25 protein-coding genes are annotated in these 25,428 nt (G+C 71.2%); 10 read left to right on the top strand and 15 right to left on the bottom strand.

The genetic code is table 11. The features are described 5' to 3' along the window. Positions 1 to 5: 5 nt before the first annotated feature. A complete protein-coding gene (locus tag G6G98_RS09480) occupies positions 6 to 488 on the bottom strand; it encodes a SixA phosphatase family protein (protein ID WP_067347499.1) in 483 nt (160 codons plus the stop codon). Positions 489 to 593: 105 nt separating this feature from the next. On the opposite strand from G6G98_RS09480, the gene G6G98_RS09475 reads away from it, so the two are divergent. Then, the gene (locus G6G98_RS09475; protein ID WP_067347496.1) at positions 594 to 2,150 is read left to right on the top strand and encodes a DUF4407 domain-containing protein; all 1,557 of its coding nucleotides are present in this window, start codon (positions 594 to 596) and stop codon (positions 2,148 to 2,150) included. On the opposite strand, the gene G6G98_RS09470 is transcribed toward G6G98_RS09475, so the two are convergent. Beyond that, complete coding sequence (locus G6G98_RS09470; RefSeq protein WP_067347492.1) at positions 2,138 to 2,491, bottom strand: hypothetical protein; 354 nt, start codon at positions 2,489 to 2,491, stop codon at positions 2,138 to 2,140. The genes G6G98_RS09475 and G6G98_RS09470 overlap by 13 nt on opposite strands. A gap of 52 nt (positions 2,492 to 2,543) precedes the next feature. On the opposite strand from G6G98_RS09470, the gene G6G98_RS09465 reads away from it, so the two are divergent. Genes G6G98_RS09465 through G6G98_RS09455 form a run of 3 tightly spaced genes read left to right on the top strand, consistent with a single transcriptional unit; the run spans position 2,544 to position 5,591 of the window. Beyond that, positions 2,544 to 4,010 (top strand): PLP-dependent aminotransferase family protein, encoded by a 1,467-nt coding sequence (locus tag G6G98_RS09465; protein WP_243842073.1) that lies wholly within the window; start codon positions 2,544 to 2,546, stop codon positions 4,008 to 4,010. 10 nt (positions 4,011 to 4,020) lie between these two features. After that, positions 4,021 to 4,524 (top strand): hypothetical protein, encoded by a 504-nt coding sequence (locus G6G98_RS09460; RefSeq protein ID WP_164234691.1) that lies wholly within the window; start codon positions 4,021 to 4,023, stop codon positions 4,522 to 4,524. Positions 4,525 to 4,577: 53 nt separating this feature from the next. Further along, positions 4,578 to 5,591, top strand: a complete 1,014-nt coding sequence (locus G6G98_RS09455) for an aldo/keto reductase family protein (protein ID WP_067347486.1) — start codon at positions 4,578 to 4,580, stop codon at positions 5,589 to 5,591. Positions 5,592 to 5,712: 121 nt separating this feature from the next. Here G6G98_RS09455 and G6G98_RS09450 read toward each other — a convergent pair whose 3' ends face one another. The 3 genes from G6G98_RS09450 to G6G98_RS09440 all read right to left on the bottom strand — a co-directional run bounded on the left by G6G98_RS09450 (position 5,713) and on the right by G6G98_RS09440 (position 8,115). Next, on the bottom strand, positions 5,713 to 6,222 hold the full coding sequence (locus G6G98_RS09450) for a glycine cleavage system protein R (protein WP_067347483.1): 510 nt from the start codon (positions 6,220 to 6,222) through the stop codon (positions 5,713 to 5,715). A 134-nt stretch (positions 6,223 to 6,356) separates the two neighbouring features. After that, positions 6,357 to 7,415 carry a PLP-dependent cysteine synthase family protein gene (locus G6G98_RS09445; protein WP_164234692.1) on the bottom strand — a complete coding sequence of 353 codons (1,059 nt, stop codon included), beginning with the start codon at positions 7,413 to 7,415 and terminating at the stop codon, positions 6,357 to 6,359. Between the two features lie 22 nt (positions 7,416 to 7,437). After that, entirely contained in the window at positions 7,438 to 8,115 is a 678-nt protein-coding gene (locus tag G6G98_RS09440; protein WP_067347477.1) for a FadR/GntR family transcriptional regulator, read from the bottom strand. Between the two features lie 56 nt (positions 8,116 to 8,171). On the opposite strand from G6G98_RS09440, the gene G6G98_RS09435 reads away from it, so the two are divergent. Beyond that, entirely contained in the window at positions 8,172 to 9,071 is a 900-nt protein-coding gene (locus G6G98_RS09435; RefSeq protein WP_164234693.1) for an amidohydrolase family protein, read from the top strand. A gap of 78 nt (positions 9,072 to 9,149) precedes the next feature. Here the strand turns inward: G6G98_RS09435 and G6G98_RS09430 are convergent, their stop codons facing one another. The 3 genes from G6G98_RS09430 to G6G98_RS09420 all read right to left on the bottom strand — a co-directional run bounded on the left by G6G98_RS09430 (position 9,150) and on the right by G6G98_RS09420 (position 11,879). Continuing rightward, the gene (locus tag G6G98_RS09430; RefSeq protein ID WP_164234694.1) at positions 9,150 to 10,130 is read right to left on the bottom strand and encodes a hypothetical protein; all 981 of its coding nucleotides are present in this window, start codon (positions 10,128 to 10,130) and stop codon (positions 9,150 to 9,152) included. Between the two features lie 133 nt (positions 10,131 to 10,263). Next, positions 10,264 to 11,022 (bottom strand): SDR family NAD(P)-dependent oxidoreductase, encoded by a 759-nt coding sequence (locus tag G6G98_RS09425; protein ID WP_208321462.1) that lies wholly within the window; start codon positions 11,020 to 11,022, stop codon positions 10,264 to 10,266. After that, positions 11,019 to 11,879 (bottom strand): fumarylacetoacetate hydrolase family protein, encoded by an 861-nt coding sequence (locus tag G6G98_RS09420; RefSeq protein ID WP_164234696.1) that lies wholly within the window; start codon positions 11,877 to 11,879, stop codon positions 11,019 to 11,021. The genes G6G98_RS09425 and G6G98_RS09420 overlap by 4 nt, the downstream gene beginning before the upstream one ends. Before the next feature lie 137 nt (positions 11,880 to 12,016). Here G6G98_RS09420 and G6G98_RS09415 point away from each other — a divergent pair, with 137 nt between their 5' ends. From G6G98_RS09415 to G6G98_RS09400, 4 genes are all read left to right on the top strand, one after another. Next, positions 12,017 to 13,312: an L-fuconate dehydratase gene (locus tag G6G98_RS09415; RefSeq protein WP_164234697.1), complete on the top strand. Its 1,296-nt coding sequence runs from the start codon at positions 12,017 to 12,019 to the stop codon at positions 13,310 to 13,312. Continuing rightward, the gene (locus G6G98_RS09410; RefSeq protein WP_164234698.1) at positions 13,299 to 14,276 is read left to right on the top strand and encodes an aldo/keto reductase; all 978 of its coding nucleotides are present in this window, start codon (positions 13,299 to 13,301) and stop codon (positions 14,274 to 14,276) included. Before G6G98_RS09415 ends, G6G98_RS09410 begins: the two co-directional genes overlap by 14 nt. Before the next feature lie 75 nt (positions 14,277 to 14,351). Beyond that, entirely contained in the window at positions 14,352 to 14,771 is a 420-nt protein-coding gene (locus tag G6G98_RS09405) for an RbsD/FucU family protein (RefSeq protein ID WP_164234699.1), read from the top strand. Positions 14,772 to 14,852: 81 nt separating this feature from the next. Continuing rightward, entirely contained in the window at positions 14,853 to 15,218 is a 366-nt protein-coding gene (locus tag G6G98_RS09400) for a VOC family protein (protein ID WP_067347455.1), read from the top strand. A gap of 21 nt (positions 15,219 to 15,239) precedes the next feature. Here G6G98_RS09400 and G6G98_RS09395 read toward each other — a convergent pair whose 3' ends face one another. Beyond that, positions 15,240 to 16,217, bottom strand: coding sequence for an acetylxylan esterase (locus G6G98_RS09395; protein WP_067347452.1), 978 nt, complete (start codon positions 16,215 to 16,217; stop codon positions 15,240 to 15,242). A gap of 104 nt (positions 16,218 to 16,321) precedes the next feature. Between G6G98_RS09395 and G6G98_RS09390 the strand changes: the two genes are divergently transcribed. Continuing rightward, entirely contained in the window at positions 16,322 to 17,131 is an 810-nt protein-coding gene (locus G6G98_RS09390) for a DeoR/GlpR family DNA-binding transcription regulator (RefSeq protein ID WP_067347449.1), read from the top strand. Between the two features lie 11 nt (positions 17,132 to 17,142). On the opposite strand, the gene G6G98_RS09385 is transcribed toward G6G98_RS09390, so the two are convergent. From G6G98_RS09385 to G6G98_RS09360, 6 genes are all read right to left on the bottom strand, one after another. Further along, a complete protein-coding gene (locus G6G98_RS09385; protein WP_243842072.1) occupies positions 17,143 to 18,033 on the bottom strand; it encodes a LacI family DNA-binding transcriptional regulator in 891 nt (296 codons plus the stop codon). A 68-nt stretch (positions 18,034 to 18,101) separates the two neighbouring features. Continuing rightward, positions 18,102 to 20,354, bottom strand: a complete 2,253-nt coding sequence (locus tag G6G98_RS09380; protein ID WP_164234700.1) for an FAD-dependent oxidoreductase — start codon at positions 20,352 to 20,354, stop codon at positions 18,102 to 18,104. A gap of 45 nt (positions 20,355 to 20,399) precedes the next feature. After that, positions 20,400 to 22,211, bottom strand: coding sequence for a BNR-4 repeat-containing protein (locus G6G98_RS09375; protein ID WP_164234701.1), 1,812 nt, complete (start codon positions 22,209 to 22,211; stop codon positions 20,400 to 20,402). A gap of 11 nt (positions 22,212 to 22,222) precedes the next feature. Beyond that, positions 22,223 to 23,542, bottom strand: coding sequence for an extracellular solute-binding protein (locus G6G98_RS09370; RefSeq protein WP_164234702.1), 1,320 nt, complete (start codon positions 23,540 to 23,542; stop codon positions 22,223 to 22,225). A 60-nt stretch (positions 23,543 to 23,602) separates the two neighbouring features. Further along, on the bottom strand, positions 23,603 to 24,505 hold the full coding sequence (locus G6G98_RS09365; protein ID WP_067347437.1) for a carbohydrate ABC transporter permease: 903 nt from the start codon (positions 24,503 to 24,505) through the stop codon (positions 23,603 to 23,605). After that, positions 24,502 to 25,356, bottom strand: a complete 855-nt coding sequence (locus tag G6G98_RS09360; RefSeq protein ID WP_208321461.1) for a carbohydrate ABC transporter permease — start codon at positions 25,354 to 25,356, stop codon at positions 24,502 to 24,504. The genes G6G98_RS09365 and G6G98_RS09360 overlap by 4 nt, the downstream gene beginning before the upstream one ends. Between the last annotated feature and the right edge of the window lie 72 nt (positions 25,357 to 25,428).

The following is a 25,428-nucleotide window of genomic DNA, read 5'->3' as shown; positions in this document are numbered from 1 at the left end:
GCGGATCAGGACCCGTCGCGGGGCGTGTGCAGGCGCAGCAGGCGGCCCGACCCCTCGATGAGCTCGGCCCAGGAGCCGACGTCGACCGCGCACTCCGCCACGGCGCAGGTCGGCATCTGCACGAACTGGCCGGTGAGCTCCGCGACGGCGTCGCTCATGCCCGGGTTGTGGCCGACGAGCATGGCGACGGTGCTCTCCTCGGGGAGGGCGGCGGCGATCGCGAGGATCGAGCGAGCGGATGCCGCGTACAGCAGCCGCTCCTCGACGACGGACAGGTGGAAGGCCGCCGCGTACTCCTCCGCCGTGCTGCGGGCGCGGGTCGCGGTGCTCGACACGATCCGGTCCAGTGCGAGGTCGTCGTCGACGAGACGGCGGGCCAGCACGGGGGCGTCGCGGCGGCCTCGTCCGTTCAGCGGGCGGTCGTGGTCCGACAGACCGGGCATGCCCCAGTCCGACTTCGCATGGCGTGCCAGCAGCAGCGTCTTCATGCGTCCAGCCTGACAGCAGAGCGGCATCCGCGCACCTGCGAACCTGTGAACGGCTCGCAGGGATCGCCCGGGTTTCGCACAGGCGGCCTTTCCTACCCTGGAACGATGGCTTACTCCGCGCATCGCCCCGGCCGGATGGACTCTCAGGGGCGGATCTCCTTCGAGACCGACGCCCCCGACGGCACGGTCACCGATGAGGACCTCGAATTCCTCCGCAGCTTCGAGCCCACCGGCAGCCCGCGTCAGGAGACGTCGGAGAGGGAGGCCGAGGACACGGCCACGCACCCCACGACCGTGATCCCGCCCGTCGAGGAGGAGCCGGCCGCGCCGGCATCCGCTCCGCGTCCCCGCCGCGCGCCGCGCCCGAAGCGGGAGAAGAAGCCCCGCGTTCCCGGGTCGCGACTGCGCACCCTCGCGATCCTCGGCGGCGCCGAGGGCGAGATCCTCGACCGCGTCCCCGGGGAGACCCCGCGCTTCGTGCAGATGTTCTTCGTGCTCGCCGGGACCGCGCTGGTCTCCGCGATCTCGATGCTGTTCGCGCTCACCACGGGTGTGCAGGCGGCGATCTGGCTGGCCGTGCCGCTGGCGATCGTCTGGGCGCTGATCATCTTCAACCTCGACCGATTCCTCACCTCGACCATGACGTCGACGACGAACGTCTGGAGGCTCATCGGCCTCGCGATCCCGCGCGTCGTGATGGCGGCGATCATCGGCTTCGTCGTCGCCGAGCCGCTGGTGCTGCAGATCTTCCACAACGACATCGCCCGGGAGGTGGCGTCGACGAACATCACGCAGGCGCAGTCCGATCAGGAGGCGCTGGAGACCGGGCCTGAGAAGAAGGCCCTGGATGCGGCATCCGATCGGGTGGCCGCCCTGGAGAACCAGGCCGCCACCGGCATCGTCGCGGGCACCGACTCCTCGTCGGCGACGGAGTCGGCCGCGCAGGCCACGGTCGACGACCTCACCGCGAAGATGACCGAGCAGCAGGCGGTCATCGACCAGGCGCGCATCCTGTACCAGTGCGAGCTGACCGGCGAGGGCGCAGGCACCGTGCCGGGCTGCACCGGCGTGAACGGCGAGGGCGCGAGCTCGGATGCAGCCGAGGCGCAGCTGGCCGAGGCGCAGCAGACCTACGATGCGCTCGCCGCACAGCTGCGCACGGCGAACGAGGAGCTCGCCGCCGCCGGGACCTCGGCCAAGGAGAACACCGCCGCCTCCGAGAAGCAGAACCGCGAGGAGGCGCAGTCGCAGCTGCCCGCGGCCCGCAAGACCTACGAGGCGGCGCTCGCGGCGTACAACGCGCGGGCGGATGCCGTGGCGCAGGGCAACGCCGGCGCCGTGGGCCTGCTCAGCCAGATCAGCGGACTCAACCGGCTCAGCGAGAAGGAGCCCACGATCCTCTGGGCGCACTGGCTGATCGCGGCGCTGTTCTTCATGATCGAGCTGCTGCCCGTGCTCGTGAAGGTGCTCACCTCGTACGGCGAGCCGTCGCTGTACGAGAAGGCCGCCGCGATCCGCAGGCAGGTCGCGCTCGACAAGGTCACCGCGGAGGGATTCCGCGACCGGGCCGACGTGGTCACGGCTTCTGCCGCCGGCACCGCGGCCTCCGCCGGCTCGGGTGCCCCCGTCGCCTCGGCCTCCTCGGCTTCTCAGGCGACCTGAGGCTCCGGCATCCGGTCGGTCCGGGCATCCGTCTCGAATCGCGCGAATGACCCCGAATCAGGGTGTTTCGAGGTCATCTGCGCGATTCGAACGCAGTCTCCGATCCGCTCCGTACCGTGTTCCCGGACCGCGGCGGCGAGCGAGCGGATCAGCGCGACCGTCGACGGCTCTCCGGTCCACCGTGCGCCGGTGACGGCCGCCTCGACGAGGGCGAGCGGATGCCGCAGTGCAGGATCGTGCTGACGCGCGTCGTCGGTCAGCCTCGCGACGAGTTCGGCGATGGTCCAATCCGGCTGGATTGGCGCAAGAAATCCCAGATCATTGGTCATCAGCTCGTCCATTGGTCCAGAATCGGTTCTCATGAGCGAGGTCGACAGGGCCAATGGCCGGCCAATGGACCAGAGATCGGTCAATGGACCTTCCGGGCTGGTCCACGCCGGCGATGTCGCCGCGGACCGGCTCGCCGCGCGGCTCGGTCGCTGGACCCACGCCGGCGGCACACTGTCGTCGAATCTGTCCCGCGGGATCGCCGCACTGATCGGCGGCGGGGAGCTGCGACCCGGCGACCGGCTGCCGGCAGAGCGCGCTCTCGCCGCGGCGACCTCCGTCTCCCGCGGCACCGTGGTCGCCGCCTACGCCGACCTCGCGGAGTCCGGACTGGTCGAGCGCCGCCAGGGGAGCGGGACGCGGGTCGCCGGGGGAGCGGCGTCCGGCATCGCACCGGTGACCCGGCCGGGCCGCGGCGAGGCGCTCTTCTCGGCGCTGCCGAACGCGATCGACCTCCTGCGCACGGTTCCGCAGATCCCCGAGCTCGCCGTGCGGCTCATCCGCGAGCACACCCCGAGGCTCGACCTCGCTCTCCTCCCGGAGACCGATCCCGCGGGCCTTCCGGTGCTGCGGGCGCAGATCGCCGAGCTCTTCCAGGCCGAGGGCACGCCGACCACGCCCGAGCAGATCCTCGTCACGCACGGAGCGCAACAGGCGATCAGCCTCGTCGTGAACGCTCTCGTCGGCCCCGGCGACGTCGTGCTCGCCGAGGAGGTCACCTGGCCGGGTGTCACCGACTCCGTGGGTCTCCGGGGCGGCACCGTGCACGGCATCCCGATGACGAGCGAAGGCCTCGACGTCGACGCCCTCGAGCAGGCGCTCGCCCGGCTGCGCCCCGCCCTCGTGGCGCTGAACCCGCACCACCAGAACCCCACCGGAACGCGGCTTCCGCCCGCGGCCCGGCATCGGGTTGCGGAGCTCTCCGCGCAGTACGGCGTGCCCGTGATCGAGGACCGCGTGGTCGCCGGCATCTCCTTCGACGGCGTCGTGCCGCCCTCTCTCGCGGCGGAGCGCGCGGATGCTCCGATCATCGTCGTCGAGTCCGTGTCGAAGTGGGCCTGGGCGGGCCTGCGAATCGGATGGCTGCGCGCCGACCCGGTGCTGGTGCGGCGGCTCCGCGGTGCGCGGCAGCTCGCCGATCAGTCCACGAGCGTGCCCGCGCAGCTGCTCGCCCTCGACCTCCTCGCCCACGCCGACGAGCTGCGGCGCGAGAACAGCCGCATCCACCACGAGCGGCTCCGGCTGCTGCAGAGCCTGATGGCCGAGCACCTCCCCGACTGGACCGCCGTGCCGCCGCGCGGAGGACTGTCGCTGTGGGCAGGGCTGCCGATCGGCTCGGCGAACTCGCTCGCGCGGGTCGCGGCGACCCACGGGGTGTCCGTCGCCGGCAGTGCCGAGTTCGCGGCATCCGTCTCTCCCGACGACCACATCCGCATCCCGTTCACAGCGCCCGACGACGTTCTCGCCGAGGCGATCCGCCGGCTCGGGGAAGCGTGGCGGGAGTATCGGGAGACTCTCAGCGGGACTCTCTAGCGTGACGCGCATGGACCGGAGAAGTCAGACGATGTGGGTGTCGATCGCCGGGGTGGTGGCGGTGGGGCTTTACGCGGGTCTCGCCGCGTTGCAGCTCCTCGTCCTGGGCCCTCTCGACATGGTGCCAGGACTCACCATCGATGAGATTAGGTCGGGGGTTCTCGCGTCCGGTGAATCGATGGGTGAGGCCGGTGTGATCGCTATCCTCGGCGCCGGTGTGGTGATCGGGGTCTTCCTGGCGGTGGTCGTGATCCGTGCTCGAGTCCGTCCCGCGCTGGCCGCGATGGGCTTTCTCGTGATGCTCATGCTCGGAGCACCGGTGTTGTTCCACTCCTCGTTCATCCCTGGGATGGCGGTCGCCGACGCCTTCGCGGCCTCGGGCGGGGCCATGACGTTCGGACTGCTGCCGTTCTACGCGATCAGCATCGCCTCCGGCATCCTGCTCATCATCGGCGCGCTCGTCGTCGCCCGTCGTGAGCGGGCGGCCGCCACCGTGGCATCCGTCACAAACTGAGACCGGTCACGGAATCCGGCCCCGAGGTCCCCGGCGGCCGGTAGCGTTTCACCATGGTCAACTATCGCTATCTCGGCAACAGCGGTCTCAAGGTCTCTGAGATCACCTACGGCAACTGGGTCACCCACGCCTCCCAGGTCGGCGACGACGCCGCCGTCAAGACGGTGCACGCGGCGCTCGACGCGGGCATCACCACGTTCGACACGGCCGACACCTACGCCAACACCGCGGCGGAGGTCGTGCTCGGCGACGCACTCAAGGGGCAGCGTCGCGAGAGCCTCGAGATCTTCACGAAGGTCTACTTCCCGACCGGCCCGAAGGGCCCGAACGACACCGGTCTGAGCCGCAAGCACATCCTCGAGTCGATCAACGGCTCGCTGAAGCGCCTCGGCACCGACTATGTCGACCTGTACCAGGCGCACCGCTTCGACCACGAGACGCCGCTCGAGGAGACCTTCCAGGCCTTCGCCGACGTCGTCCGGCAGGGCAAGGCGCTGTACATCGGCGTCTCCGAGTGGACGGCGGAGCAGCTCCGCGAGGGTCACGCCCTGGCGAAGCAGCTGGGCGTGCAGCTCATCTCGAACCAGCCGCAGTACTCGATGCTGCACCGCGTCATCGAGGGCAAGGTCGTGCCGGCATCGGAGGAGCTCGGCATCTCGCAGATCGTCTGGTCGCCGATGGCGCAGGGCGTGCTCAGCGGCAAGTACCTGCCCGGCCAGCCGGTGCCGGACGGCTCCCGCGCCACCGACCCGCACAGCGGTGCGCACTTCATCAAGGACCTCCTGCGCGATGAGATCCTCGAGGCGGTGCAGCGACTCAAGCCGATCGCCGAGCAGGCGGGCCTGACGATGCCGCAGCTCGCGATCGCGTGGGTGCTGCAGAACAAGAACGTCGCTGCGGCACTGGTCGGCGCCTCGCGTCCCGAGCAGCTCGCGGACACGGTCAAGGCCTCCGGGGTGAAGCTGGATGCCGACACGATGGCCGCCATCGACACCGCCCTCGGCGACGTCGTGAACCGCGACCCGGAGCACACCTACTCGGTGTCGCCGAAGCGCCGCCTGGTCTGAGCTCCGCGGGTCGCCCGCCGAGCCCCCGTGCTGCTGCCGAGACCCCGGCCTGCTGACGTCAACAGGCCGGGGTCTCGGCGATAGCACGGGGTCTCGGCGGAGGTGCCAGCGCCGAGAAGGATCAGGCGACCGTGATGTCGACCTGGATCTCGGTCGCGAGACGCTCGAGGTCCGCGCGCAGGGCGTGGAGGTCGACGGACGCCGGCACCCTGGCCGTCACGGACGCCTCGAACAGACGTCCGCCGGCCATCGCGGCATCCTTGGTCTCGCTGGTCAGCTCCTCGATGCTCAGCGCGTGCGCGTTCAGCACGCCGGACACCTCGCGGACGATGCCGGGCCGGTCGTTGCCCAGCACCCGGATGTCGATCTCGCGGTCTGCCGGGTTCGCGGCAGCATCCGATCCCGTGTGCACCGCGACGGTGAGCAGGCCGTCGAGGGCGCTCAGCGCGGACTCGAGCTCTGCGGCGCGATCCGCGCTCACGGACACCTCGATCACGCCGGCGAATGTACCTGCGAGCTCGGCGAGCCGGCTGTTCTCCCAGTTGCCGCCGTGGGCCTCCACGACATCGGCGACCGCGGCGACGAGTCCCGGCCGATCAGCACCCGCGACAGTGAGGATGAGTGTGGTCATGGCGACAGCGTAACCCCGCCCGGTCACTCGGATACCGTTCACGATTCCTCAGAAGAGGGCGTGTTCCCGTCCCACAGCCCCGGAACGGGCGTTCGACGGGCGATTCTTGAGGAATTGTGAACGGCGCGCCGCCGTCACTCGACCCAGCCGCCGGTGGCGAGGAACCGTTCGAGCCGCTCGCGGTGGGGGGCGAGGTCCCAGCCCTGCTCCGCCACCCAGTCGTCGGAATAGTACGTGCCGGCGTAGCGGGCGCCGCCGTCGCAGATGAGCGTCACGACGCTGCCGGTCTCGCCGGCCGCGCGCATGCGCGCGATGAGCTGGAACGCGCCGTACAGGTTCGTGCCCGTGGAGCCGCCCGCCCAGTGCAGCGTGCGCTCCTTGAGCATCCGGATCGCGGCGATCGACCCGGCATCCGGCACCCGGATCATCTCGTCGATCACGCTCGCCACGAACGAGGGCTCGACGCGGGGGCGCCCGATGCCCTCGATGCGACTCGGGCGTCCTACCGGAGCATCCGGAGTGCCGGCCCAGCCGTCGTAGAAGGCCGAGCCCTCCGGGTCGACGACGGCGATCTGCGTCAGGTGCCGGCGGTACTTCACGTAACGGCCGAAGGTCGCACTGGTGCCGCCGGTGCCGGCGCCGACGACGATCCAGCGCGGGATCGGATGCCGCTCGCGGGAGAGCTGGCTGAACACGCTCTCCGCGATGTTGTTGTTGCCCCGCCAGTCGGTCGCGCGCTCGGCGAAGGTGAACTGGTCGAGGTAGTGCCCACGGCAGTCGGAGGCCAGACGCTGCGCCGCGGGTGAGATGTCCTCCGCACGGTCGACGAAATGGCAGCGACCGCCGTAGAACTCGATGAGGTCGATCTTCTCCTGGCTCGTCGAGCGCGGCACCACGGTGATGAAGTCGAGTCCGAGCATCCGTGCGAAGTACGCCTCGGAGACCGCTGTCGAGCCGCTGGACGACTCCACGAGCACCGTGTCCTCGCGGATGCGGCCGTTGACGAGGCCGTAGAGGATGAGGGAGCGCGCGAGCCGGTGCTTGAGCGAGCCGGTCGGATGCACCGACTCGTCCTTCAGGTACAGGTCGATGCCCCACTCGGGCGGCAACGGGAAGAGGTGCAGATGCGTGTCGGCGCTGCGGTTCGCGTCGGCTTCCAGCAGGGCGATCGCGGTGCTGGTCCAGTCGCTCATGGTTCGAGGGTACCGGGACGGCTCAGGCGGATGCGGCCTGCCGCAGCCACCGCTCGACGCCGGCGATGTGGGCCGTGGCCAGCGAGGTGGCCAGCGCGGGGTCGTGCTGGGCGATGGCGTCGGCGATCGCCCTGTGCTCGGAGAGGGTGCGCTCCACCGCGCCGCCCTCGGTGAGACCGCGCCAGACGCGCGCGCGCACGGTCTGGCTGCTGAGGTGCTCGATGAGGCTCGCGAGATAGGCGTTGCCCGCCATCCGCACGATCTCGCGGTGGAAGCGGATGTCGTGCTCGACGAGCTCCTCGATGCCGACCGAGCTGTCGACTCCCTCGACCTCGGCGACCAGCTCGGCGATCTCCTCGTCGGAGCCGAGCGTGGCGGCGAGGCCGGTGGCCTGGGACTCCAGCATCCGGCGCACCGCGAAGATCTCCAGCATCGAGTCGTCGTCGTGCATGTCGACGACGAAGGCGATGGCCTCGAGCAGCAGATGCGGCTCCAGGCTGGTGACGTAGGTGCCGTCGCCGCGGCGGACGTCGAGGACGCGGATCACCTCGAGCGCCTTCACGGCCTCGCGCATCGAGTTGCGGGAGAGGCCGAGCCGCTCGGAGAGCTCCTTCTCCGGGGGCAGCCGGTCGCCGGGGGCGAGCTCGCCCGACACGATCATCGCCTTGATCTTCTCGATCGCCTCGTCAGTCACAGCCATGGCGTCATCCTCGCATATTGATCGGATGTCTGCGCTCTCTGGTGCAGGATGGTGACATGCGCGTTCTCGATTCGCACCTGCACCTGTGGTCGCCCGACGTCCTGACGTACACCTGGCTCGCAGGCCCGCTCGCCTACGAGTTCGAGACGCTGGAGCTGCAGCACGCGCGGATCGAGGGGGCGCGCGAGGAGGCGGCGGTCTTCGTGCAGGCCGAGTGCGTCGAGGAGCAGTTCCTGGACGAGGTGCGCTGGGTGGACTCGATCGCGGACGCCGCCGGCGTGCGCGCGATCGTCGCCGGCGCGCGGCTCGACCGCGGTGACGCCACGCTCGCGCACTTCGACGCGCTCGCCGCGCACGACCGGGTGGTCGGGGTGCGGCATCTGCTGCAGGGTGAGCCCGACGGACTCGCGGGTTCGCCGGCCTTCGTGTCCGGCGCCCGGGCCCTCGTCGCGCGCGGATGGAGCTTCGACGCGTGCGTCCGCGCGCACCAGCTCCCCGACGTCGCGGCGCTCGCCGCGGCCGTGCCGGAGCTGCGGATCGTGCTCGACCACCTCGGCAAGCCTGAGGTCGGGACGGCGTCTGCGCCGGTCGAGCCGTCGGAGCAGTGGCTGCGCGATCTCGGCGCTCTCGCGCAGCATTCGCAGGTCTTCTGCAAGCTGTCCGGGCTTCCGGCCGAGGCCGGCGGCGACTGGGATGCCGCGCAGCTCGAGCCGTTCCTCGACGCGGCGCTCGCCGCGTTCGGACCCGAGCGGCTCATGTGGGGGAGCGACTGGCCGGTTTCGGTGATCGGCCCCGCCGAGCCCGGTGACCCGTACGCTCCCGCGGACGGTTCCGACGCATACCAGCCGACCGCGAGGAGGCGATGGGCGCAGTTCGTCGCGACCTGGGCCGAGGTGCGAGGCCTCGACGTCGACGCCATCCTGTGGCGCAACGCTGCGGGCTTCTACCGGGTCTGAGTCTCCGCTCCCGTATGAGTTCCTGCGCAGAAAACGCCCCGGCCGCAGGAACTCATACGGGAGCGCAGGAGAGGCGGCTCAGCGGCGCCGGCGGATCGCGTCGCGCACGCGGTCGACCATCGCGTCGGGATCGGCGAGAAGCGCTGCGGTGACCTCGATGACGATCCAGCCGTGTGCGCGGAGACGGGCGAGTCGTTCGACGTCAGCCGAATACCGAGAGGTGTGCAGCACGCTCTGGTACTCGATGGCGATCTTCAGCTCGGGGTACGCGAGATCGACGCATCCGAGGAAACGTCCGTCATCGCTGTGGACGTCGACGTTCAGCTGCGGCTCGGGAAGACCAGCGAAGACCAGGTGACACCGCACGGCGCTCTCGCGCGGCGACCACGAATCGGTGCGGATCAGGGGGAGGGCTTCGCGGAGCCTGCGGATGCCGACGCGTCGGCCCGACCTCGCAGCGTGCTCGAGGCGCGCAACTGTGGAGATCGGAGGCATCCCGACGTTCGGCCGTCCGGCACCAGGGCTCCAGACCCGGCAGAAGTAGTCGCCGAGAGCGACCAGGTCGATGATCGAGAGCGTGCCGAGACTCGCCCACGTCGTCTCGGCATCGGCGACCAGGATGCCGTCGATGCGCGAGATCGTGGATGTGCTGGTCCGTGCTCGGTGGGCGAAGACCCCCGATGCCCGGATGAGGTGGCCGTCGCCGAATGTGCTGACGTCGAGCGGGATCGCGTCGTCCGCGACGACAAGGCCGTCCTCGTCACGGAGCAGAGGGAGAGGTGCACGCCAGAGCGCGGCGGCAGAGTGGTGGCTGATGAACTGCCCGGGCTGTAGAAGCGGTGCGTAAGCTCGCGCTGCGCGGCGTCGCGCCTCGGCCTGTGCGGCGTAGGGGGAGTCGTCGGCCGGAGACGGAGCCTGCTCCGGCCGTGTCCGTGCTCCCCGGAACGGACGACCGAGATCGGGACTCCGCAGCTGATGTGCGCTGACTCCGAGCGCCGTCGCGGCTCGCACGGAGAACACGTCGCCCAGTTCTGAGGGCAGAGGCTTCCGCGTCGGCATCCGCTCATGCTTGCACCACGCCTCGAGATCGGTCTCCGGTTATCCACACCCCGCCGCTCCCGTATGAGTTTCTGTCGCGAGATCGCCGTTTCGTCGACAAGAACTCATACGGGAGTGAGTCGGGAGCCGGGCCTCAGCTGCCGGCGGGGCGAAGACGCAGCTGCGCCATGCCGCCGTCGACCTCGATGAAGGTGCCGGTGGTCGACCCGGCATCCGGGGAGACGAGGTAGGCGACGGCGGCTGCGACCTCGTCGGGGGAGACGAGGCGGCCGTGCGGCTGCCGGGCCTCCAGCGCCGCGCGCTCGGCGGCGGGGTCGGATGCCGCGTCCAGAAGCCGTCCGACCCACGGGGTGTCCGCGGTGCCGGGGTTGACCGCGTTCACCCGGATGCCTTCGCGGAGGTGGTCGGCAGCCATCGCCCGTGTGAGCGCCGAGACCGCGCCCTTCGAGGCGCTGTAGAGGGCGCGCTGGGGGAGGCCGGTGGTCGAGGCGATGGATGCCGTGTTGCAGACGGATGCCGACGGCGACTCACGCAGCCACGGCAGGGCGGCGGCGGTCACCCGCGCGATGCCGGTGACGTTGATGGAGAGCACCCGCGCCCACTCCTCGTCGTCGTTCGCGGAGATGTCGCCCTGCGCGCCGATGCCGGCGTTGTTCACCACGATGTCGATGCGGCCGAAGCGCTCGGCTACCGCAGCGACGGCGGCGTCGACGGAGGCGCGGTCGGAGACGTCGGCGGTGAACGCCGCGAAGGCGGCATCCGCTCCCGAGGTGTCGCGGTCGAGCACCGCGATCTGCGCGCCGTCGGCGTGGAGGCGGCGCGCGATGGCAGCCCCGATCCCGGATGCTCCGCCGGTGACGATCGCCACCAGCCCGTCGAGTGCGCCGCTCATGCCTGTGCCTCCCATGCCACGAACTCCTGCCGCTGGTGGCCGAGTCCCTCGATCTCGATGTCCACGACGTCGCCCGCCTTCAGGTACGGGAACCTCCCGCCGAACGCGACGCCCTGCGGGGTGCCCGTGAGGATGAGATCCCCGGGCTCGAGCGTCACATACTGCGACAGGTGGTGCACGATCACGTGCACGTCGAAGATCATGTCGGACGTGTTCGAGTCCTGCCGGGGCTCGCCGTTGACCCAGCTGCGCAGGCGCAGGCTGTCGACGTCGACCTCGTCAGGGGTGACCAGCCAGGGGCCGGTGGGGTTGAAGCCGGCGGCGATCTTGCCCTTCGACCACTGCCCGCCGGAGACCTCCATCTGGAAGGCGCGCTCGGAGACGTCGTTCGCGACCACATACCCCGCGATGTGCGCCGACGCCTCCTCAGGCGAGTCCAGGTATGCGGCCCGAGCGCCGATGACGATGCCGAGCTCGACCTCCCAGTCGGTCTTCTCGCTGCCGCGCGGGATGGTGACGGCGTCGTTCGGGCCGACCACCGTGTTGGGGGTCTTCAGGAACATGATCGGGACCGTCGGCGGCTCGGCGCCGGACTCGCGGGCGTGCGCGGCGTAGTTCTGGCCGATGCAGATGACGGCGCTGGGCCGGGCGATCGGGGCGCCGATGCGCATCGCCGCGGCGTCCTCGAGCAGAGGAAGCTCGTCGGCCTCCCGCGCGGCCTGCACCCGTGCGCGGAAGTCTCCGGCGAGGAAGTCGCCGTTGACATCGGATGTCACGGAGCGGAGATCCAGAAAACGGTCGCCCTCCACGAGAACGGGGATCTCGGTCCCTGGATCGCCAAGCCGCGCGAACTTCATGTCTCTCCTCGAATTGTCCGTGGGGACACCGCTCGGCGTCCGTCTCGTTGACAGTATAGACATCGGATGTTTACACTCCAAGAGATCCGCACGACATAGCTGATCCGCACGACAGAGCGTGCATCGAGAGGAACCCCGTGAGCCGCATCGTCGCCCTCGACACCACCGACATCCGCTTCCCCACGTCCCTGAGCCTGGACGGGTCGGATGCGATGAACCCGGATCCCGACTACTCGGCGGCGTACGTCATCATCCGCACGGATGCCGGCGACGGCATCTCCGGCCACGCCTTCGTCTTCACGATCGGGCGCGGCAACGACGTGCAGGTGGCGGCGATCGACGCCCTCGCCGGGCACCTCGTCGGACGGGAGATCGAGCCGCTCCTGGATGACATGGGCGGCACGTTCCGCGAGATCATCGGCGACTCGCAGCTGCGCTGGCTCGGCCCCGAGAAGGGCGTCATGCACATGGCCATCGGCGCGGTGATCAACGCGCTGTGGGACATCAAGGCGAAGCGCGCGGGGCTCCCGCTGTGGCAGCTGCTCGCGCGGATGACCCCGGAGGAGCTCGTCGACCTCGTCGACTTCCGCTACCTCACCAACGCGCTCACCCGAGAGGACGCGCTGGCGATCCTCAGGGCGGCGGAGCCCGGCCGCGCGGAGCGCGAGCAGCAGCTCCTCGCCTCGGGCTACCCCGGCTACACCACGAGCCCCGGCTGGCTCGGGTACTCCGACGAGAAGCTCGAGCGCCTCGCCCGCGAGGCGATGGCCGACGGCTTCACCCAGATCAAGCTCAAGGTCGGCGCCGACGTGCAGGACGACATCCGCCGCTTCCGCAAGGCCCGCGAGGTGTGCGGACCCGACTTCCCCATCGCGATCGACGCGAACCAGCGCTGGGAGGTGTCGGAGGCGATCGAGTGGGTGAACGCGCTCGCCGAGTTCCGCCCCGCCTGGATCGAGGAGCCGACGAGCCCCGACGACATCCTCGGGCACGCCGAGATCGCCCGCGGGGTCGCGCCGATCCGCGTGGCCACCGGCGAGCACGCCCAGAACCGGATGATCTTCAAGCAGCTGCTGCAGGCCGACGCGATCGGCGTCATGCAGATCGACGCCGTGCGCGTGGCCGGCGTCAACGAGAACATCGCCAACCTCCTGCTCGCCGCGAAGTTCGGGGTGCCGGTCTGCCCGCACGCCGGCGGCGTCGGTCTCTGCGAGGCCGTGCAGCACCTCTCGATGTTCGACTTCGTCGCGGTCAGCGGCACCCGCGAGGGGCGCATGATCGAATACGTCGATCACCTGCACGAGCACTTCGTCACTCCCACCGACATCGTCGGCGGCTCCTACATGCCGCCGACCGCCCCCGGCGCGGGCATGGAGATGAAGGCCGGCAGCATCGACGCCTACACCTGGAAGGGCGAGCATGTCTTCGCATGATCTCCGCGTCCCCGCTCTCGGCTACGGCGCCGCGAACCTGGGCAACCTGTTCCGCGAGCTGAGCGACGAGGAGGCCTGGGCCGTACTCGAGGCCGCGTGGGATGCCGGCATCCGGCACTACGACACCGCCCCGCACTACGGGCTCGGACTGTCCGAGCGGCGGCTCGGCGCGTTCCTCGCGACCAAGCCGCGCGACGAGTACTTCCTCTCCACGAAGGCCGGCCGTCTGCTCCGCCCGAACCCCGCGCATCAGCCGGGCGGGCTCGACACGGCGAACGACTTCCATGTGCCCGACGACCTGCAGCGGGTGTGGGACTTCTCCGCCGACGGCATACGCGCGAGCCTCGACGAGTCGCGCGAGCGGCTCGGCATCGAGCGCCTCGACCTGCTCTACCTGCACGACCCGGAGCGCCACGACCTCGACCTCGCTCTCGCCGAGGCGCTGCCCGCGCTGGAGCAGCTGCGGGCCGACGGCGAGGTGGCGCGGATCGGCGTCGGATCGATGGTGTCGGATGCTCTCGCCACGGCCGTCCGCGCCGCCGACCTCGACCTCGTCATGGTCGCCGGCCGCTACACGCTGCTCGAGCAGCCCGCCGCGGCCGAGGTGCTCCCCGCCTGCCGGGAGAAGGGCACCGGCATCGTCGCGGCATCCGTGTTCAACTCCGGCCTGCTCGCGCAGAGCGAGCCGCGGCGCGACGGCCGCTACGAGTACGGCGCACTGCCGGAGGAGCTCTGGGCGCGCCTGGTGCGCATCGCCGCGGTGTGCGCCGAGCACGAGGTGCCCCTGCCCGCGGCCGCCGTGCAGTTCCCGCTGCAGGACCCGACGGTGCGGACGGTCGTCGTCGGCGGCTCGCGGCCCGCGCAGCTGCGGCAGAACGCCGAGTACGCCGCCCTGGAGATCCCCGCCGCGCTCTGGGAGCACCTCGCCGCCGAGGAACTCATTCCCGCCGACGTTCCCGTATGAGTTCGTGTCGCTTTTCGGCTTGAATCGCGACAACAACTCATACGGGAGCGGAGGGGGCCGCTGAAAGGAGACCTGATGCTCGAAGGCATCCACCCGCTGCTCACCGGGGAGCTGCTGCTGCACCTCGACCGGATGGGGCACTCCGACTCGGTCGTCGTCGCCGACGCGCACTTCCCGGCCTGGGCACTGGGCCCGCGCGTGGTCGACCTGCCCGGAACCACCACCCCCGAGGTCGTCGCGGCGATCCGCACGGTGCTGCCGCTCGACGACGCCCCGGGGATCGATCTGATGACATCGGCGGACGGCGAGGTGCTCGACGTGCAGCACGAACTCATGGCCGCCGCCGGCACCGAGCTCGAGACGACGCGGTTCGTGGAGCGTTTCGCCTACTACGACGTCGCGAAGGGCGCCTATCTCATGGTGCGCACCGGGGAGACGCGGAAGTACGGCAACGCCCTGCTGCGGAAGGGCGTCGTCGGGCATCCGTCAGTCTGAACGGCGTGGCGCGGGAACCCCTTGCCGGTGTCGGATGCCGGGTCCAGACTGGGCGTCGTCCGACCGACGAAAGGGACCATCATGGCGCACGGAGACATCACGCACATCGACATCCCGGTGAGCGATCTGAAACGGGGAGCGGAGTTCTACTCGAAGCTGTTCGGCTGGCAGATCGCCGAGATGCCCGGCTTCGAGGGCTATCCCATGTGGCAGGCCCCGAACGGCATCTCCGGCGGCGGGCTGGCCCCGCGCGGCGAGGGATTCGTCGAGCCGCGGTCGTACGTCGAGGTCGACTCGATCGACGAGACGATCGCGCTCGCGCAGGAGGCCGGCGCGAGCGTCGCGCAGCCCAAGCAGCCGATCACAGACACCAGCGCGTGGGCCGTCATCGTCGACCCCGACGGCAACCACATCGGGCTGTTCGAGGGCGTGGTCGGCCAGGGCTGACCGGCACCGGGCGCGGCCCGGTCAGGACGCGCCCAGGGCCCTGGCGAGGTGTGCGAGCCCGGCGCGGACGGCGTCTGCGGTGACCTCGTGCGCGCCGGGATACTCGGCGTGGCCGGCGGGCAGCACGGCCAGCTCCAGGTCGCGCGCGCCCGCGGCGACGGCGAACTGACCCGGCGGGGGCACGTACTGATCCCAGAGCGCGGCCTCCACCCTGATCGGGACGTCGGCGAAGCCGATCGCGCTGGACGCGTCGAACCACCGCAGCGTCTCGCGTGCTCCGGGGTGCGCGGCGACGTGCGCGCGCACGGTCTCGCCGCTGCCCAGGCAGGTGACCGCGAGCCGCTCGTCGTACTGTCCGAAGCTCGGCACGATGAGCGTCGCCCCGCGGAAGCGCTCGTCCCACGGCACCGCGAGAGCCCCGATGCCGCCGCCGAAGCTCTCCCCGACGTAGTAGAGCGGCACGTCCCCGGCCAGCGCGACGAGGGCGTCGGCGGCGAGCCACAGATCCCGGGCGCACAGGCCGAGCACGTACGTCTCCGGGTCGGCGATGCCGGCGAGCACGTGCTCCTCCTTCGGCTGCGGGGCGCCGATGCCCGCGTTGAGCGCGCCGAGCCCTCTCGCCACGGGGAAGATCGCGGCGGCGTCGGCCGGCACCCGTCGCAGGTCGACGGCGTCCCGCCCGCCGTAGCCGTGCCCGTGCACGACGCCGGCGCGAGCAGGGCCCTGGGCCGGCATCGCCAGCCAGGAGCGCAGACGCACGCCGTCGACGCCGGCGTGCTCGACGAGCGACACGCGTCGCCCGTGCCGTTCCTCGGAGGACAGCACCACCGGGGCTGCGTCGACCGACCTCGCCTGAGTGCGCCAGCCGCGCCAGCGCTCGGCGAAGCCGGGCGGGGGCGGGACGGGGGCGATCCTCCGCAGTGCGCCGAGGTCACGTCCGTACGTGCCGTCGAACGCGGCGTCGGGGAACCAGGAGTCGTAGGGGCGGGCGAAGGTCATGCGGTCGGGAGCATCCTGTGCGGGGGCTCGGGGTTCGGGCGGTGGTGCAGGATGCCGGGCGGACGCCGCATGGCAGACTGGAACCCCCACCGGAAGGAGAGCGCGTGCTGGTCACCGAGCGCCGAGAGCGCATCCTCGAGGTGGCGCGCGAGCGGGGCACGGCGTCGATCCCCGAGCTCGCGGCCGCGCTTCAGGTGAGCGTGATGACTGTCCGCCGCGACATCGAGCAGCTCGCGGAGGAGGGCATCGTCCAGCGCATCCGCGGGGGACTGCGCCTGCGCAGCGCGCAGCGCCCCGGCACCCTGCCTCCCGTGTCCGCCGAGCGCCGCGCGATCGCGGCGGAGGCGGCGACGGCCGTCGAGGCGGGGATGGCCGTCGGCATCTCGGGCGGAGCCGCCGGGCTCGCCCTCGCCAGGGAGCTCAGGGACGTGCCCGAGCTCACCGTCGTGACGAACTCGCTCGCCGTGGCCGACCTCTTCTCCCCGCCCGACAGGGCGGACGCGCCCTACACGCAGACGGTGGTGCTGACCGGCGGGGTCCGCACCCCGTCGGACGCGCTGGTGGGCCCGGTGGCGGTGCGCGCTCTGGAGCACCTGCACTGCGACCTCGTCTTCCTCGACGCGCACGGGCTCGACGTGCAGGCGGGCATCACGACCATGAACCTGCTCGAGGCCGAGACGAACCGGGCGTTCATGGCCGCGGCGCGAGAGGTCGCCGTGCTCGCCGACCACACCCGCTGGGGCGTCGTCGGACTGACGACGGTCGCGGACCTGGCGGACATCGACAGGCTCATCACCGACGACGGGCTGGATGCCGCCGCGCGGGAGCAGCTCGCCGCGCACGTCGGCCGGCTCGTCGTCGCCGCGCGCGAGAGCGACGCCGGCACGCCCGCGGAGCAGGCTCCGGCGGGCTGAGGGCCTCGGCGTCATCGCCTCGCCGTGCTCGCGCGGCGGACGAGGGCGGCCGGGATCGTCACATGACGCACCGGGAGATCGGCTCCCGGAGGAGACGTCAGCTGCCGCTCCAGCTCGGTGAAGGCGGCATCGACGAGCTGGTCGTGGTCCGGGGCCATCGTGCTGAGGGCCGGCACCGCGAACCGCGCCGCCCGGATGTCGTCGATCCCGATCACGGCGACGTCGTCCGGCACGCGGCGACCGGCGGCGTGCAGGGCGGCGAGGGCGCCGAGGGCCAGGGAGTCGTTGGAGCACACGATGCCGTCGAACGGAAGGCCGGCCGCGAGCATCGCCTGGGTCAGGCGCTCGCCCTCCTCCGCGGTGAAGGCCTCCACCTGCGCCGTGAGCTCCGGCACGACGGACAGGCCGGCCGCGGTCAGCGCCTCAACGTAGCCGACGTGGCGCCGGTCCGCGGCATCCGACGGGCGGGCGTCGCGTCGTCCGACGTACGCGATGCGGCGGCATCCCACCTCGATCAGGTGCTCGGCCGCCGTGCGGGCCGCGGCCCTGTTGTCGATCGTGATGTGCGTGAACGGACTGACCTGGATGTGCTCGCCGAGCAGCACCAGGGGTCCGGGCGCCGTGCGCCTGGTGAGGTCGGCCACGGTCAGGGAGCGGGGGATGTGGATGAGGCCGTCGACGGCCGGAAGGCCCACGCCGTTCGCGACATCCACCTCCCGCGCGTGCTCGCCCTCGGTCTGCACGATGAGGACCGCGAGCCCGCGCTCCTCGGCGCCCCGGACGAGCCGCGAGCCGAGCTCGGCGAAGTACGGCTCCTCGAGGTGCGGCACGGCGAGCGCGATCAGCCCGGTGCGGGTCGCCCGCGCGACGGGCACGGCGCGCCCGCTCGACGAGGTGGTCACCAGCGGCCTCCTGGGGGGACGACGATCGCCGGACGGCCGGCGGATGCCCCTCACGTTACCGCCCCCGGTCATGCCTGCACCCGGAACGCGATCACGCGCGCCTCTGCCGCGCCGTTCGTGCGCTCGATGACGACCCGCGCGGCGGTGAACGGGCCGAGGTCGCCGGGGAGGGGGTGCACGCGCAGGCGATGCCGGTTGTCGCGCTCCTCGGCCACCACCGTCCAGTCTGCGGCGCCGGCGGTGAGCACCTCGACCCGGTAGTCCCTGGCGAGCTGCGGGAGCACCTCGTCGGGGCTGCGGTGGTGGTGCAGGGTGTTCAGCTCGAGATCCACGTCGTCGTCGAACACCAGGCGGATCTCGGATGCCGTGACGGCGGCATCCCAGTCCAGCCGCAGCCACTGGGGGCCCTCCGCCGCCGGGTCCGACGCCCACATGTTCGGCCCTCCGTACGGACGGTTGTATCCGGACACCGCGCGTTCCGGGGCCAGCGCCTCGGACTCGGGGAAGGCGCGGAACACGAGGCTGCGGCCGCGGAGCGGCTTGGTCGGCCACTGCGCGAGCAGGCCGTCCTGATCCACCTGCACGTTGCGGTCGTCGTTGTCCACGCGGTGCACCAGCGTGAGCACCCCGGGCGGCAGCGGAGCGGCGAGATGCACCCGCACATGCGGGTTCGCGCGCAGCACGACGATCGCGTTCTGCGGCACGTCCGGGGCGAAGGGCGTCTCGACGCGCACCCGGCTGCGCTCACCGGCGGGCACGACGGCCACCGTACGGTGCTCGAGCCGGAACGGCACGACGTTCTGGCGGCGCCCGGTCGACCAGACCTCGACGGCGAGCTCCGTCTCCTCATCCGCGCCGAGCAGCAGCTCCACGCTCTCCAGCCGCGGGTGCACGGGCACGACGATGCCGAGGTCGTCGACGAGCGCGTGCGGCACGGCATCCGCGCTGTCCGCCGCGATGGTCCGCATCGTGCTCGACGCGCTCGGGGAGGCCGAGCGGGCGAGATCGGACGGATCCTCGTTCGCGACGCCGATCAGCGACGCGTCCGCGCGCAGCAGCGTCTGCCGCAGCTCCTCGCGGTGCCCCTCGTATAGCCCCCGCGGGGTCACGTCGTGCTCGAGGCAGAGGGCGGCGGCGGTGCCCGCCGCCTCGCCCATGGCGGCGCAGGTCGCCATGACCCGCGCCGCGCCGAAAGCGATGTGGGTGGCGGAGACGTTGCGCCCGGCCATGAGCAGGTTCTCGACGTTGGCGGAGTACAGCGAGCGGAACGGGATCTCGAAGACGCCGTCGGAGAACCGCTGCACGGCCCCGGCGCCGGTGGCGTACATCCCCTCGGCGGGATGCAGGTCGATCGACCAACCGCCGAACGCCACGCCGTCGTCGAACGACGTCTGCTCGATCACGTCCTGCTGACGGAGCGTGTGATCGCCGACGAAGCGCCGGTACTCGCGCTTGCCCGGCAGGTTGCCGATCCACTCGAGGGTCAGGTTGTCGGCGTCGAACTCCCCGGAGTTCTTGATGTGGTCCCAGATGCCGAGGATCACGGAGCGCAGCTCGTCGCGGATCCGCTCGTTGTCGTCCACGATGTCCAGCTGGCCGCCCCACTCGATCCACCAGTAGTGGGCGCCGCTGTCGCCGCTGCGGATGATGCGGGAGGACGGGATCGGGGTGGTCGTGATGTCCTTCGCGGTCTCCGGGGCCACGTACTTCACCGGATGGCCGAGGTCCTTCGTGTAGAACAGCAGGGTCGAGCCGAGGAACTCGCGGGTGGCGTGCTCCGGGGCCCACTCCTCGCCGAACTCGTCGCGCCCCTCCTTGCCGAGCCGATGCCGCGCCCCGACCAGCCGGCCGACGAGGCCGTCGCCCGTGCAGTCGAGGAACACGGGCCCGCGGAAGATCGTGCGGATCTCCGAGCCCATCGTCCAGCCGGTGACCGAGCGGACGCGGCGGGCGTCGTCGGGGCCCGTCGCCTCGGCCTCGAGCACCTCGGTGTTGAGGAAGAGCGTGAGGTTCGGCTCCCTGCGCACGGTGTCGAGCACCACGTCGTCCCAGTACACCGGGTTGCCCTCCGGGTTGCGGTACTGGTTCTCGCGGTACATCTCGCCGATGATGCCGGTCTCCCTCGCCCAGCGCTGGTTGCCGTGGGCGGTCGCCCCGCACACCCACACCCGCACCTCCGAGGAGGAATTCCCGCCCAGCACCGGCCTGTTGTTGATGAGCACGGTGCGCCGTCCGAGGCGCGCGGCCGCGACGGCGGCGCTCACTCCGGCGAGGCCGCCGCCGACGACGATGACGTCGGCTTCGACGGTCTGGGTGCGCATAGGGTGGGGTCCTTTCGTGGAGGTGGGGTGCGGGTGGCGCGGGGGTCAGGGCGCCGCGATCGCCTCGACCTCGTAGACGCGGGCCACGTCGGTGGTCGAGTCGGACGGATCGGTGATCACGAGGCGGACGGCGTCGGCGCTGAGGCCCTGGGCGTCGACGACGACGGTGTTCGACGTGTTGTCCGCGATCGCCGCGACGGGAGTCCAGCCGGCGGCGGTGCGCAGCTCCACGGTGAAGTCGCGGAGCACGGATGCCGCGGCGGGGCCGACCGAGTAGCCGCTGCGCACCCGGACGATGTCCAGCGGTGCGGCCTCGGCCCATTCGATCGTGAGCGCGGGCTGCCGGTCGTCCAGAGCCGAGATCCATCGGCTGGCGTCGGTGCAGCCTCCGTCGATCGCCTTCTCCGGACCGGTGTCGGCGCGCAGCTGCGAGGTGGCCGTGGCGGTGCCGGTGCGTGCGAGGTTCTCGCCGCCGGCGTCGCCGCGCAGCGCGGAGACGATCGCGGAGAGCGAGCCGCCGTCGCGCTTCTGCCCGTCCCTGGGCACCTCGGCGTACCGCAGCGTGCCGCCGCCGGGGGTCGCCGGTGCGCTGAGATAGAGCACGTCCGTCCCGTCCTCGCGCGTCGCCGCGCGGAGGCGCTGCTGGCCTGTCACGGGGTCTCCGACGGCCTCGACGGCCCAGTCCGGGCTGCCCTCGGCCGACTCCAGGAGCACGGCCTGACTGCGGGTGACCCCGCAGTCCTGCACGGAGACGACCGCGTAGACGCGGGTCTTCGATCCGTGCCTCGTCGTGTCGAGCGTGGCGATCGTCGCGACGCCGGCGCCGAGGCCCGCGGCGTCGATGAGCTTCTCGTCGGTCCAGGCGCTGCCGTTCCAGGTGGCCCAGTGCACGTCGAAGTCGTTCTCCGTCTCGTCGGCGTAGCGGTAGGCCACGCCGACGAGCGCGCCGTCCTCGATCGCCATCTTCGCGGTCTGCACGGCGGGGACCGCGTCGCCGATCGTCTCGCCCGGTGCGTACCCGCGCCACACCACGGACCCGGGGGAGTCGGGTCGGATCGGAGTGGGCAGGGCCGCGCCGGCGATGTCGCTGAACGCGTGGGCGGCCGGGTCGTATACGGCGTAGGAGCCCAGGTGGCGGTAGGGATCGGCGGGCCAGGGGCCCCACTCCCAGAGCACGTGCACGCGCCCGGCGGCGTCGACTTCGAGGTCGTCCGGGTAGAAGGAGTGGCTCACGGCGGAGGCGATGACGGTCTCGCGGCTCCACGTGTGCGTCGCGAGGTCGTAGTGGTAGAGCACGCCGTCGCGCCGCCCCTGCGGGTCGGCTCCGATGCGCACCATCAGCCAGGCGTCGCCGTCGGCCCCCGGCGCGGTCACCGGGTAGGACACCGCGGAGCCGGCATCCGGCATCTCCGCGCTGACGTCGACGAGGCTCGTCACGTCTCCGGGGGTGGTCGACCGGAAGTAGTTCCAGTCCTCGTGATGCATGGAGACGAACGCGTGGATGCTCCCCTCCCCGTCGACGACGATCGACGGCTGGTTGTGGCCGTTGTCGTCGAGGAAGTCGGCGCACGCGCCCGCGGCATCCCGCAGGCATCCGGACGTCCAGGTGCCGTCGGCCGCCCGGGCGCCGAGGTGCACCTCGTGACGGTTCGCCGCGGAGCCGGGCACGTTGTACGCGAAGTACGTCGTGCCGCCGACGACGGCGACGGGGTTCCACCAGCCGGACTGGTTCGAGCTGTCGACGGTGACGGGGACGGTCTCGACCGTCGACGGGTGCACCCCGGCGTGCGCGGGTGCGGCGAGGGAGCAGACGGCCGCGGCGGCCAGAGCGGCGGCGGCGATGCGGAGGCGCGACATCGGAGGCGACCTCAGCCCAGCAGCTTCTGCGCGGCCGCGCCGGCCTCGGTCATGGCGTCCTTCGGGCTCTGCTGACCCACGAGCACCGCCTGCACCTTGTCGGCGATGGTCGTCTCGATCTGCGCGTACTGCGGGTACTGCCAGAACGGGTTGGTCGTCGCCGTCGCGGTGATCTTCTCCGCGAACCGCGCTCCGAACGCGTCCGCCTTCACGACGTCGGCGGTCTGGGCCTCCTCCGTCGCCGGCGGGAGTCCGCGCAGTTCGTAGTCGGCCAGGACGGCATCCAGGTCGCTGGTGGCCCACTGGCCGAAGTCGGCCGCGGTGCGGGTGCTGTCGCCCTCGCCGCCGACGACGACGATGGCGCCGCCCCAGACGAGCGCCCGCGGGGTGTCGCCCTTCTTCAGCACGGGGCGGGACTCCGCGACGAGCTTCGACGCGAGGTCGGGGTCGGGGGAGTCCTTCGTGACGGCGCCGCGGCCGACCGGGGCGTCGTCGTAGATCGCCGCGCGGCCCTGGGCGAACAGCGAGCGGGCGTCGAAGCGGTCGACGTCCGCCGCGATCAGGCCCTGGTCGTACAGCGACTTGTACCAGCTGACGGCCTCGATGCTCGCGTCGTCGCCGATGGTGACCTCGCCGTCCTTGACGAGGTCGCTGCCGAAGGTCTGCATCCAGATGAGGATGTCCTTGAGCTGGGCGGCCTTCGTCGAAGCGGCGTAGGGGATGAGCCCGCCGCCGAGGCCCTTGAGCTTCTTCAGCGTCCCCTCGAAGTCGTCGACCGTGGTCGGGAACTCGGAGACGCCGGACTTCTCCATGATCTCGGAGTTGGTGACGAGGCCGATGGCGCCGATCGTCCACGGGAAGCCGTACTGGATGCCGTCGTACTGCGCGGCCTCGAGAGCGGATGCCGTGTACCCGCGGTCCTTCGTCAGAGCCGACACGTCCTCGAGCTTGCCGAGCGCGGCCAGCGACGCGAGCCAGGCGACGTCCACGTGCGCGGCGCCGGAGAACTGCCCGCCGCGCACCTGCAGCATCAGCTGCTTGAAGTACTCGTTGTACGGGAACGAGACCTCGGTGATGCCGACGTCGCTCTTCTTCTTGTAGCCGTCGAGGATCGCGCGGATGGCCGGTGCCGCGGCCTCCTCGGTGAGCGACCAGCTCGCGAACGAGAAGTCGGTCGCGGTGAAGTCGCCGGCGCCGAGGCCGGAGCCGGGGGATGCGGAGGGGGCGCCGGAGCCGCCGGACGGCATGCAGCCGGCGAGCAGGAGGCCGGCCGCGCCGAGCCCGGCGAACTGCAGCAGCTGGCGGCGGGAGACGGACAGGTTCTCAGACATGGTTGCTCTCTTCTTCGAGGGACTTCGGGGGATGTCGGGTACTGCGGAGGTGGTGCGGGATCAGCCCTTGACCGCGCCGGCGGTGAGTCCGCCGACGAGGAAGCGCTGCAGGGCGATGAAGGCGATGGCGACGGGCAGCGACACGACCAGCGAGGCGGCCATCAGCTCGGGCCACGCGGTCGACGCCTCGCCGATGAAGGTGTTCACGAGCCCCGGCGGGAGCGTCTGCTTGTCGGGGCCGGCGAGGGTCAGCGCGAAGATGAAGTCGTTCCAGCCGCGCACGAACGCGAACAGACCGGCGGCGACGAGGCCGGGGGCGGCCAGGGGCATGACGATGGAGTGGATGATGCGCATGCGGGAGGCACCGTCGACCCGGGCGGCTTCGATCAGCTCGTCGGGGATCGTGTCGAAGAAGCCCTTCAGCATCCAGACGCAGAGCGGCAGCGTGAACGTGGTGAACGACAGCACGAGGGCCGCATACGTGTTCAGCAGCCCGTAGGCGGAGAACACGGCGTACAGGGTGATGAGCAGCAGCGCCTGGGGGAACATCTGCGACGCCAGCACGAAGTACATCAGGCTCCGCCGGCCGCGGTAGCGGAACTTCGAGAAGGCGTAGCCCATGTACGCCGACACGAGAACTGAGAGGACGGCGGTGATCACGGAGACGACGATGCTGTTGCGCAGGTACCCGAACAGCGCGGGGTTGTTCGCGAGCGCGGCGTACGCATCGAGCGTGATCGCCGTCGGGAAGAGCTTCGGCGGGTACGAGAAGACCTCAGTGCGCGGGGTGAGCGACGTCGCCAGCAGCCAGTACACCGGAAGGAGGGCGAATCCGCCGAAGACGACCACCGCCAGCCAGGCGCTGATGGTCACGGCGCGGCGGTCGGCGCGCACGCGCGGACGACGAAGGGCGGGGGCGGGCGTCGACACGGCCGCAGGCTTCTCGGTGAGGACAGCGGTCATCGCTTCTCTCCCTTCTCGGACAGGCGGACGTACACGACGACGAGCCCCATGAGCAGGACCATCCAGAGCAGGCCGAGCGCGCCCGCGCGCCCGAGGTCGAAGCCGCTGAAGGCCGTCTCGTACACGGCGGTCGCGAAGGTCTGCGTGGAGCCGGCGGGCCCGCCGCCGGTGAGGACGTAGATGATGTCGAAGTGCTGGAAGTTCCAGATGAACTCGAGCAGCAGGACGAGCCCGATGATGCCGCGCATCTGCGGCACCGTGATCGAGAGGAAGCGCCGCACCGTGCCGGCGCCGTCGATCTCGGCGGCCTCGTGCAGCTCGACGGGCACCGTCTGCAGCCCGGCGAGCAGCATGACCATCATCCAGGGGAACGACTGCCAGGTCTTCGCGACGATGACCGCGACCATGGCGGTGGTCGGGTTCGCCAGCCAGGCCTGCGGCCCGTCGATGAGCCCGATGCCCTCGAACACGGCGTTGAGCACGCCGTAGTTGGCGTTGAAGATCCACATCCACAGGAACGACACAACGACGCCCGGGATCAGCCACGGGATGAGCATCAGCCCGCGCAGCACCTTCGCTCCGCGGATGCGGGTGTTCAGGGCGAGTGCCAGGGCGAACCCGACCACGAAGGGCGCGACGGTGGTCCCGATCGTGAAGACCAGCGTCTGCGACAGCAGGCGGAGGAAGTCGCCGGTGAGCACGTCGACGATGTTCTGGAGCCCGACGAACTCGCGGCCGGGCTCGACGAGGCTCTGCCGGAAGAAGGCCGTGATGAGCGCGGTGACCAGCGGGTACACCACGACGGCGGCGAGGAGGGCCAGGCCGGGCGCGGTGAGCAGGAGAGCGAACATGCCGTCGGAGAGCCGGCGGGGCCGTCGACCTGTTCCTATCTGTGAGGAAATGGTCTGTTCTGTCATCGAGGT

Origin of the sequence: Microbacterium hydrocarbonoxydans (assembly GCF_011752045.1) — a bacterium.
In the GTDB taxonomy this organism is placed as follows: Bacteria; Actinomycetota; Actinomycetes; order Actinomycetales; family Microbacteriaceae; genus Microbacterium.
Note: the sequence above shows the minus strand (reverse complement) of the source record. Positions and strands in the feature narration are given on the sequence as shown.

Coding starts and splice junctions, on each gene's coding strand:
- G6G98_RS09480 (WP_067347499.1), bottom strand. CDS start 488: ATGAAGACGCTGCTGCTGGCACGCCATGCGAAGTCGGACTGGGGCATG.
- G6G98_RS09475 (WP_067347496.1), top strand. CDS start 594: ATGGCTTACTCCGCGCATCGCCCCGGCCGGATGGACTCTCAGGGGCGG.
- G6G98_RS09470 (WP_067347492.1), bottom strand. CDS start 2,491: ATGGACGAGCTGATGACCAATGATCTGGGATTTCTTGCGCCAATCCAG.
- G6G98_RS09465 (WP_243842073.1), top strand. CDS start 2,544: ATGGACCAGAGATCGGTCAATGGACCTTCCGGGCTGGTCCACGCCGGC.
- G6G98_RS09460 (WP_164234691.1), top strand. CDS start 4,021: ATGGACCGGAGAAGTCAGACGATGTGGGTGTCGATCGCCGGGGTGGTG.
- G6G98_RS09455 (WP_067347486.1), top strand. CDS start 4,578: ATGGTCAACTATCGCTATCTCGGCAACAGCGGTCTCAAGGTCTCTGAG.
- G6G98_RS09450 (WP_067347483.1), bottom strand. CDS start 6,222: ATGACCACACTCATCCTCACTGTCGCGGGTGCTGATCGGCCGGGACTC.
- G6G98_RS09445 (WP_164234692.1), bottom strand. CDS start 7,415: ATGAGCGACTGGACCAGCACCGCGATCGCCCTGCTGGAAGCCGACGCG.
- G6G98_RS09440 (WP_067347477.1), bottom strand. CDS start 8,115: ATGGCTGTGACTGACGAGGCGATCGAGAAGATCAAGGCGATGATCGTG.
- G6G98_RS09435 (WP_164234693.1), top strand. CDS start 8,172: ATGCGCGTTCTCGATTCGCACCTGCACCTGTGGTCGCCCGACGTCCTG.
- G6G98_RS09430 (WP_164234694.1), bottom strand. CDS start 10,130: ATGCCGACGCGGAAGCCTCTGCCCTCAGAACTGGGCGACGTGTTCTCC.
- G6G98_RS09425 (WP_208321462.1), bottom strand. CDS start 11,022: ATGAGCGGCGCACTCGACGGGCTGGTGGCGATCGTCACCGGCGGAGCA.
- G6G98_RS09420 (WP_164234696.1), bottom strand. CDS start 11,879: ATGAAGTTCGCGCGGCTTGGCGATCCAGGGACCGAGATCCCCGTTCTC.
- G6G98_RS09410 (WP_164234698.1), top strand. CDS start 13,299: ATGTCTTCGCATGATCTCCGCGTCCCCGCTCTCGGCTACGGCGCCGCG.
- G6G98_RS09405 (WP_164234699.1), top strand. CDS start 14,352: ATGCTCGAAGGCATCCACCCGCTGCTCACCGGGGAGCTGCTGCTGCAC.
- G6G98_RS09400 (WP_067347455.1), top strand. CDS start 14,853: ATGGCGCACGGAGACATCACGCACATCGACATCCCGGTGAGCGATCTG.
- G6G98_RS09395 (WP_067347452.1), bottom strand. CDS start 16,217: ATGACCTTCGCCCGCCCCTACGACTCCTGGTTCCCCGACGCCGCGTTC.
- G6G98_RS09380 (WP_164234700.1), bottom strand. CDS start 20,354: ATGCGCACCCAGACCGTCGAAGCCGACGTCATCGTCGTCGGCGGCGGC.
- G6G98_RS09375 (WP_164234701.1), bottom strand. CDS start 22,211: ATGTCGCGCCTCCGCATCGCCGCCGCCGCTCTGGCCGCCGCGGCCGTC.
- G6G98_RS09370 (WP_164234702.1), bottom strand. CDS start 23,542: ATGTCTGAGAACCTGTCCGTCTCCCGCCGCCAGCTGCTGCAGTTCGCC.
- G6G98_RS09365 (WP_067347437.1), bottom strand. CDS start 24,505: ATGACCGCTGTCCTCACCGAGAAGCCTGCGGCCGTGTCGACGCCCGCC.
- G6G98_RS09360 (WP_208321461.1), bottom strand. CDS start 25,356: ATGTTCGCTCTCCTGCTCACCGCGCCCGGCCTGGCCCTCCTCGCCGCC.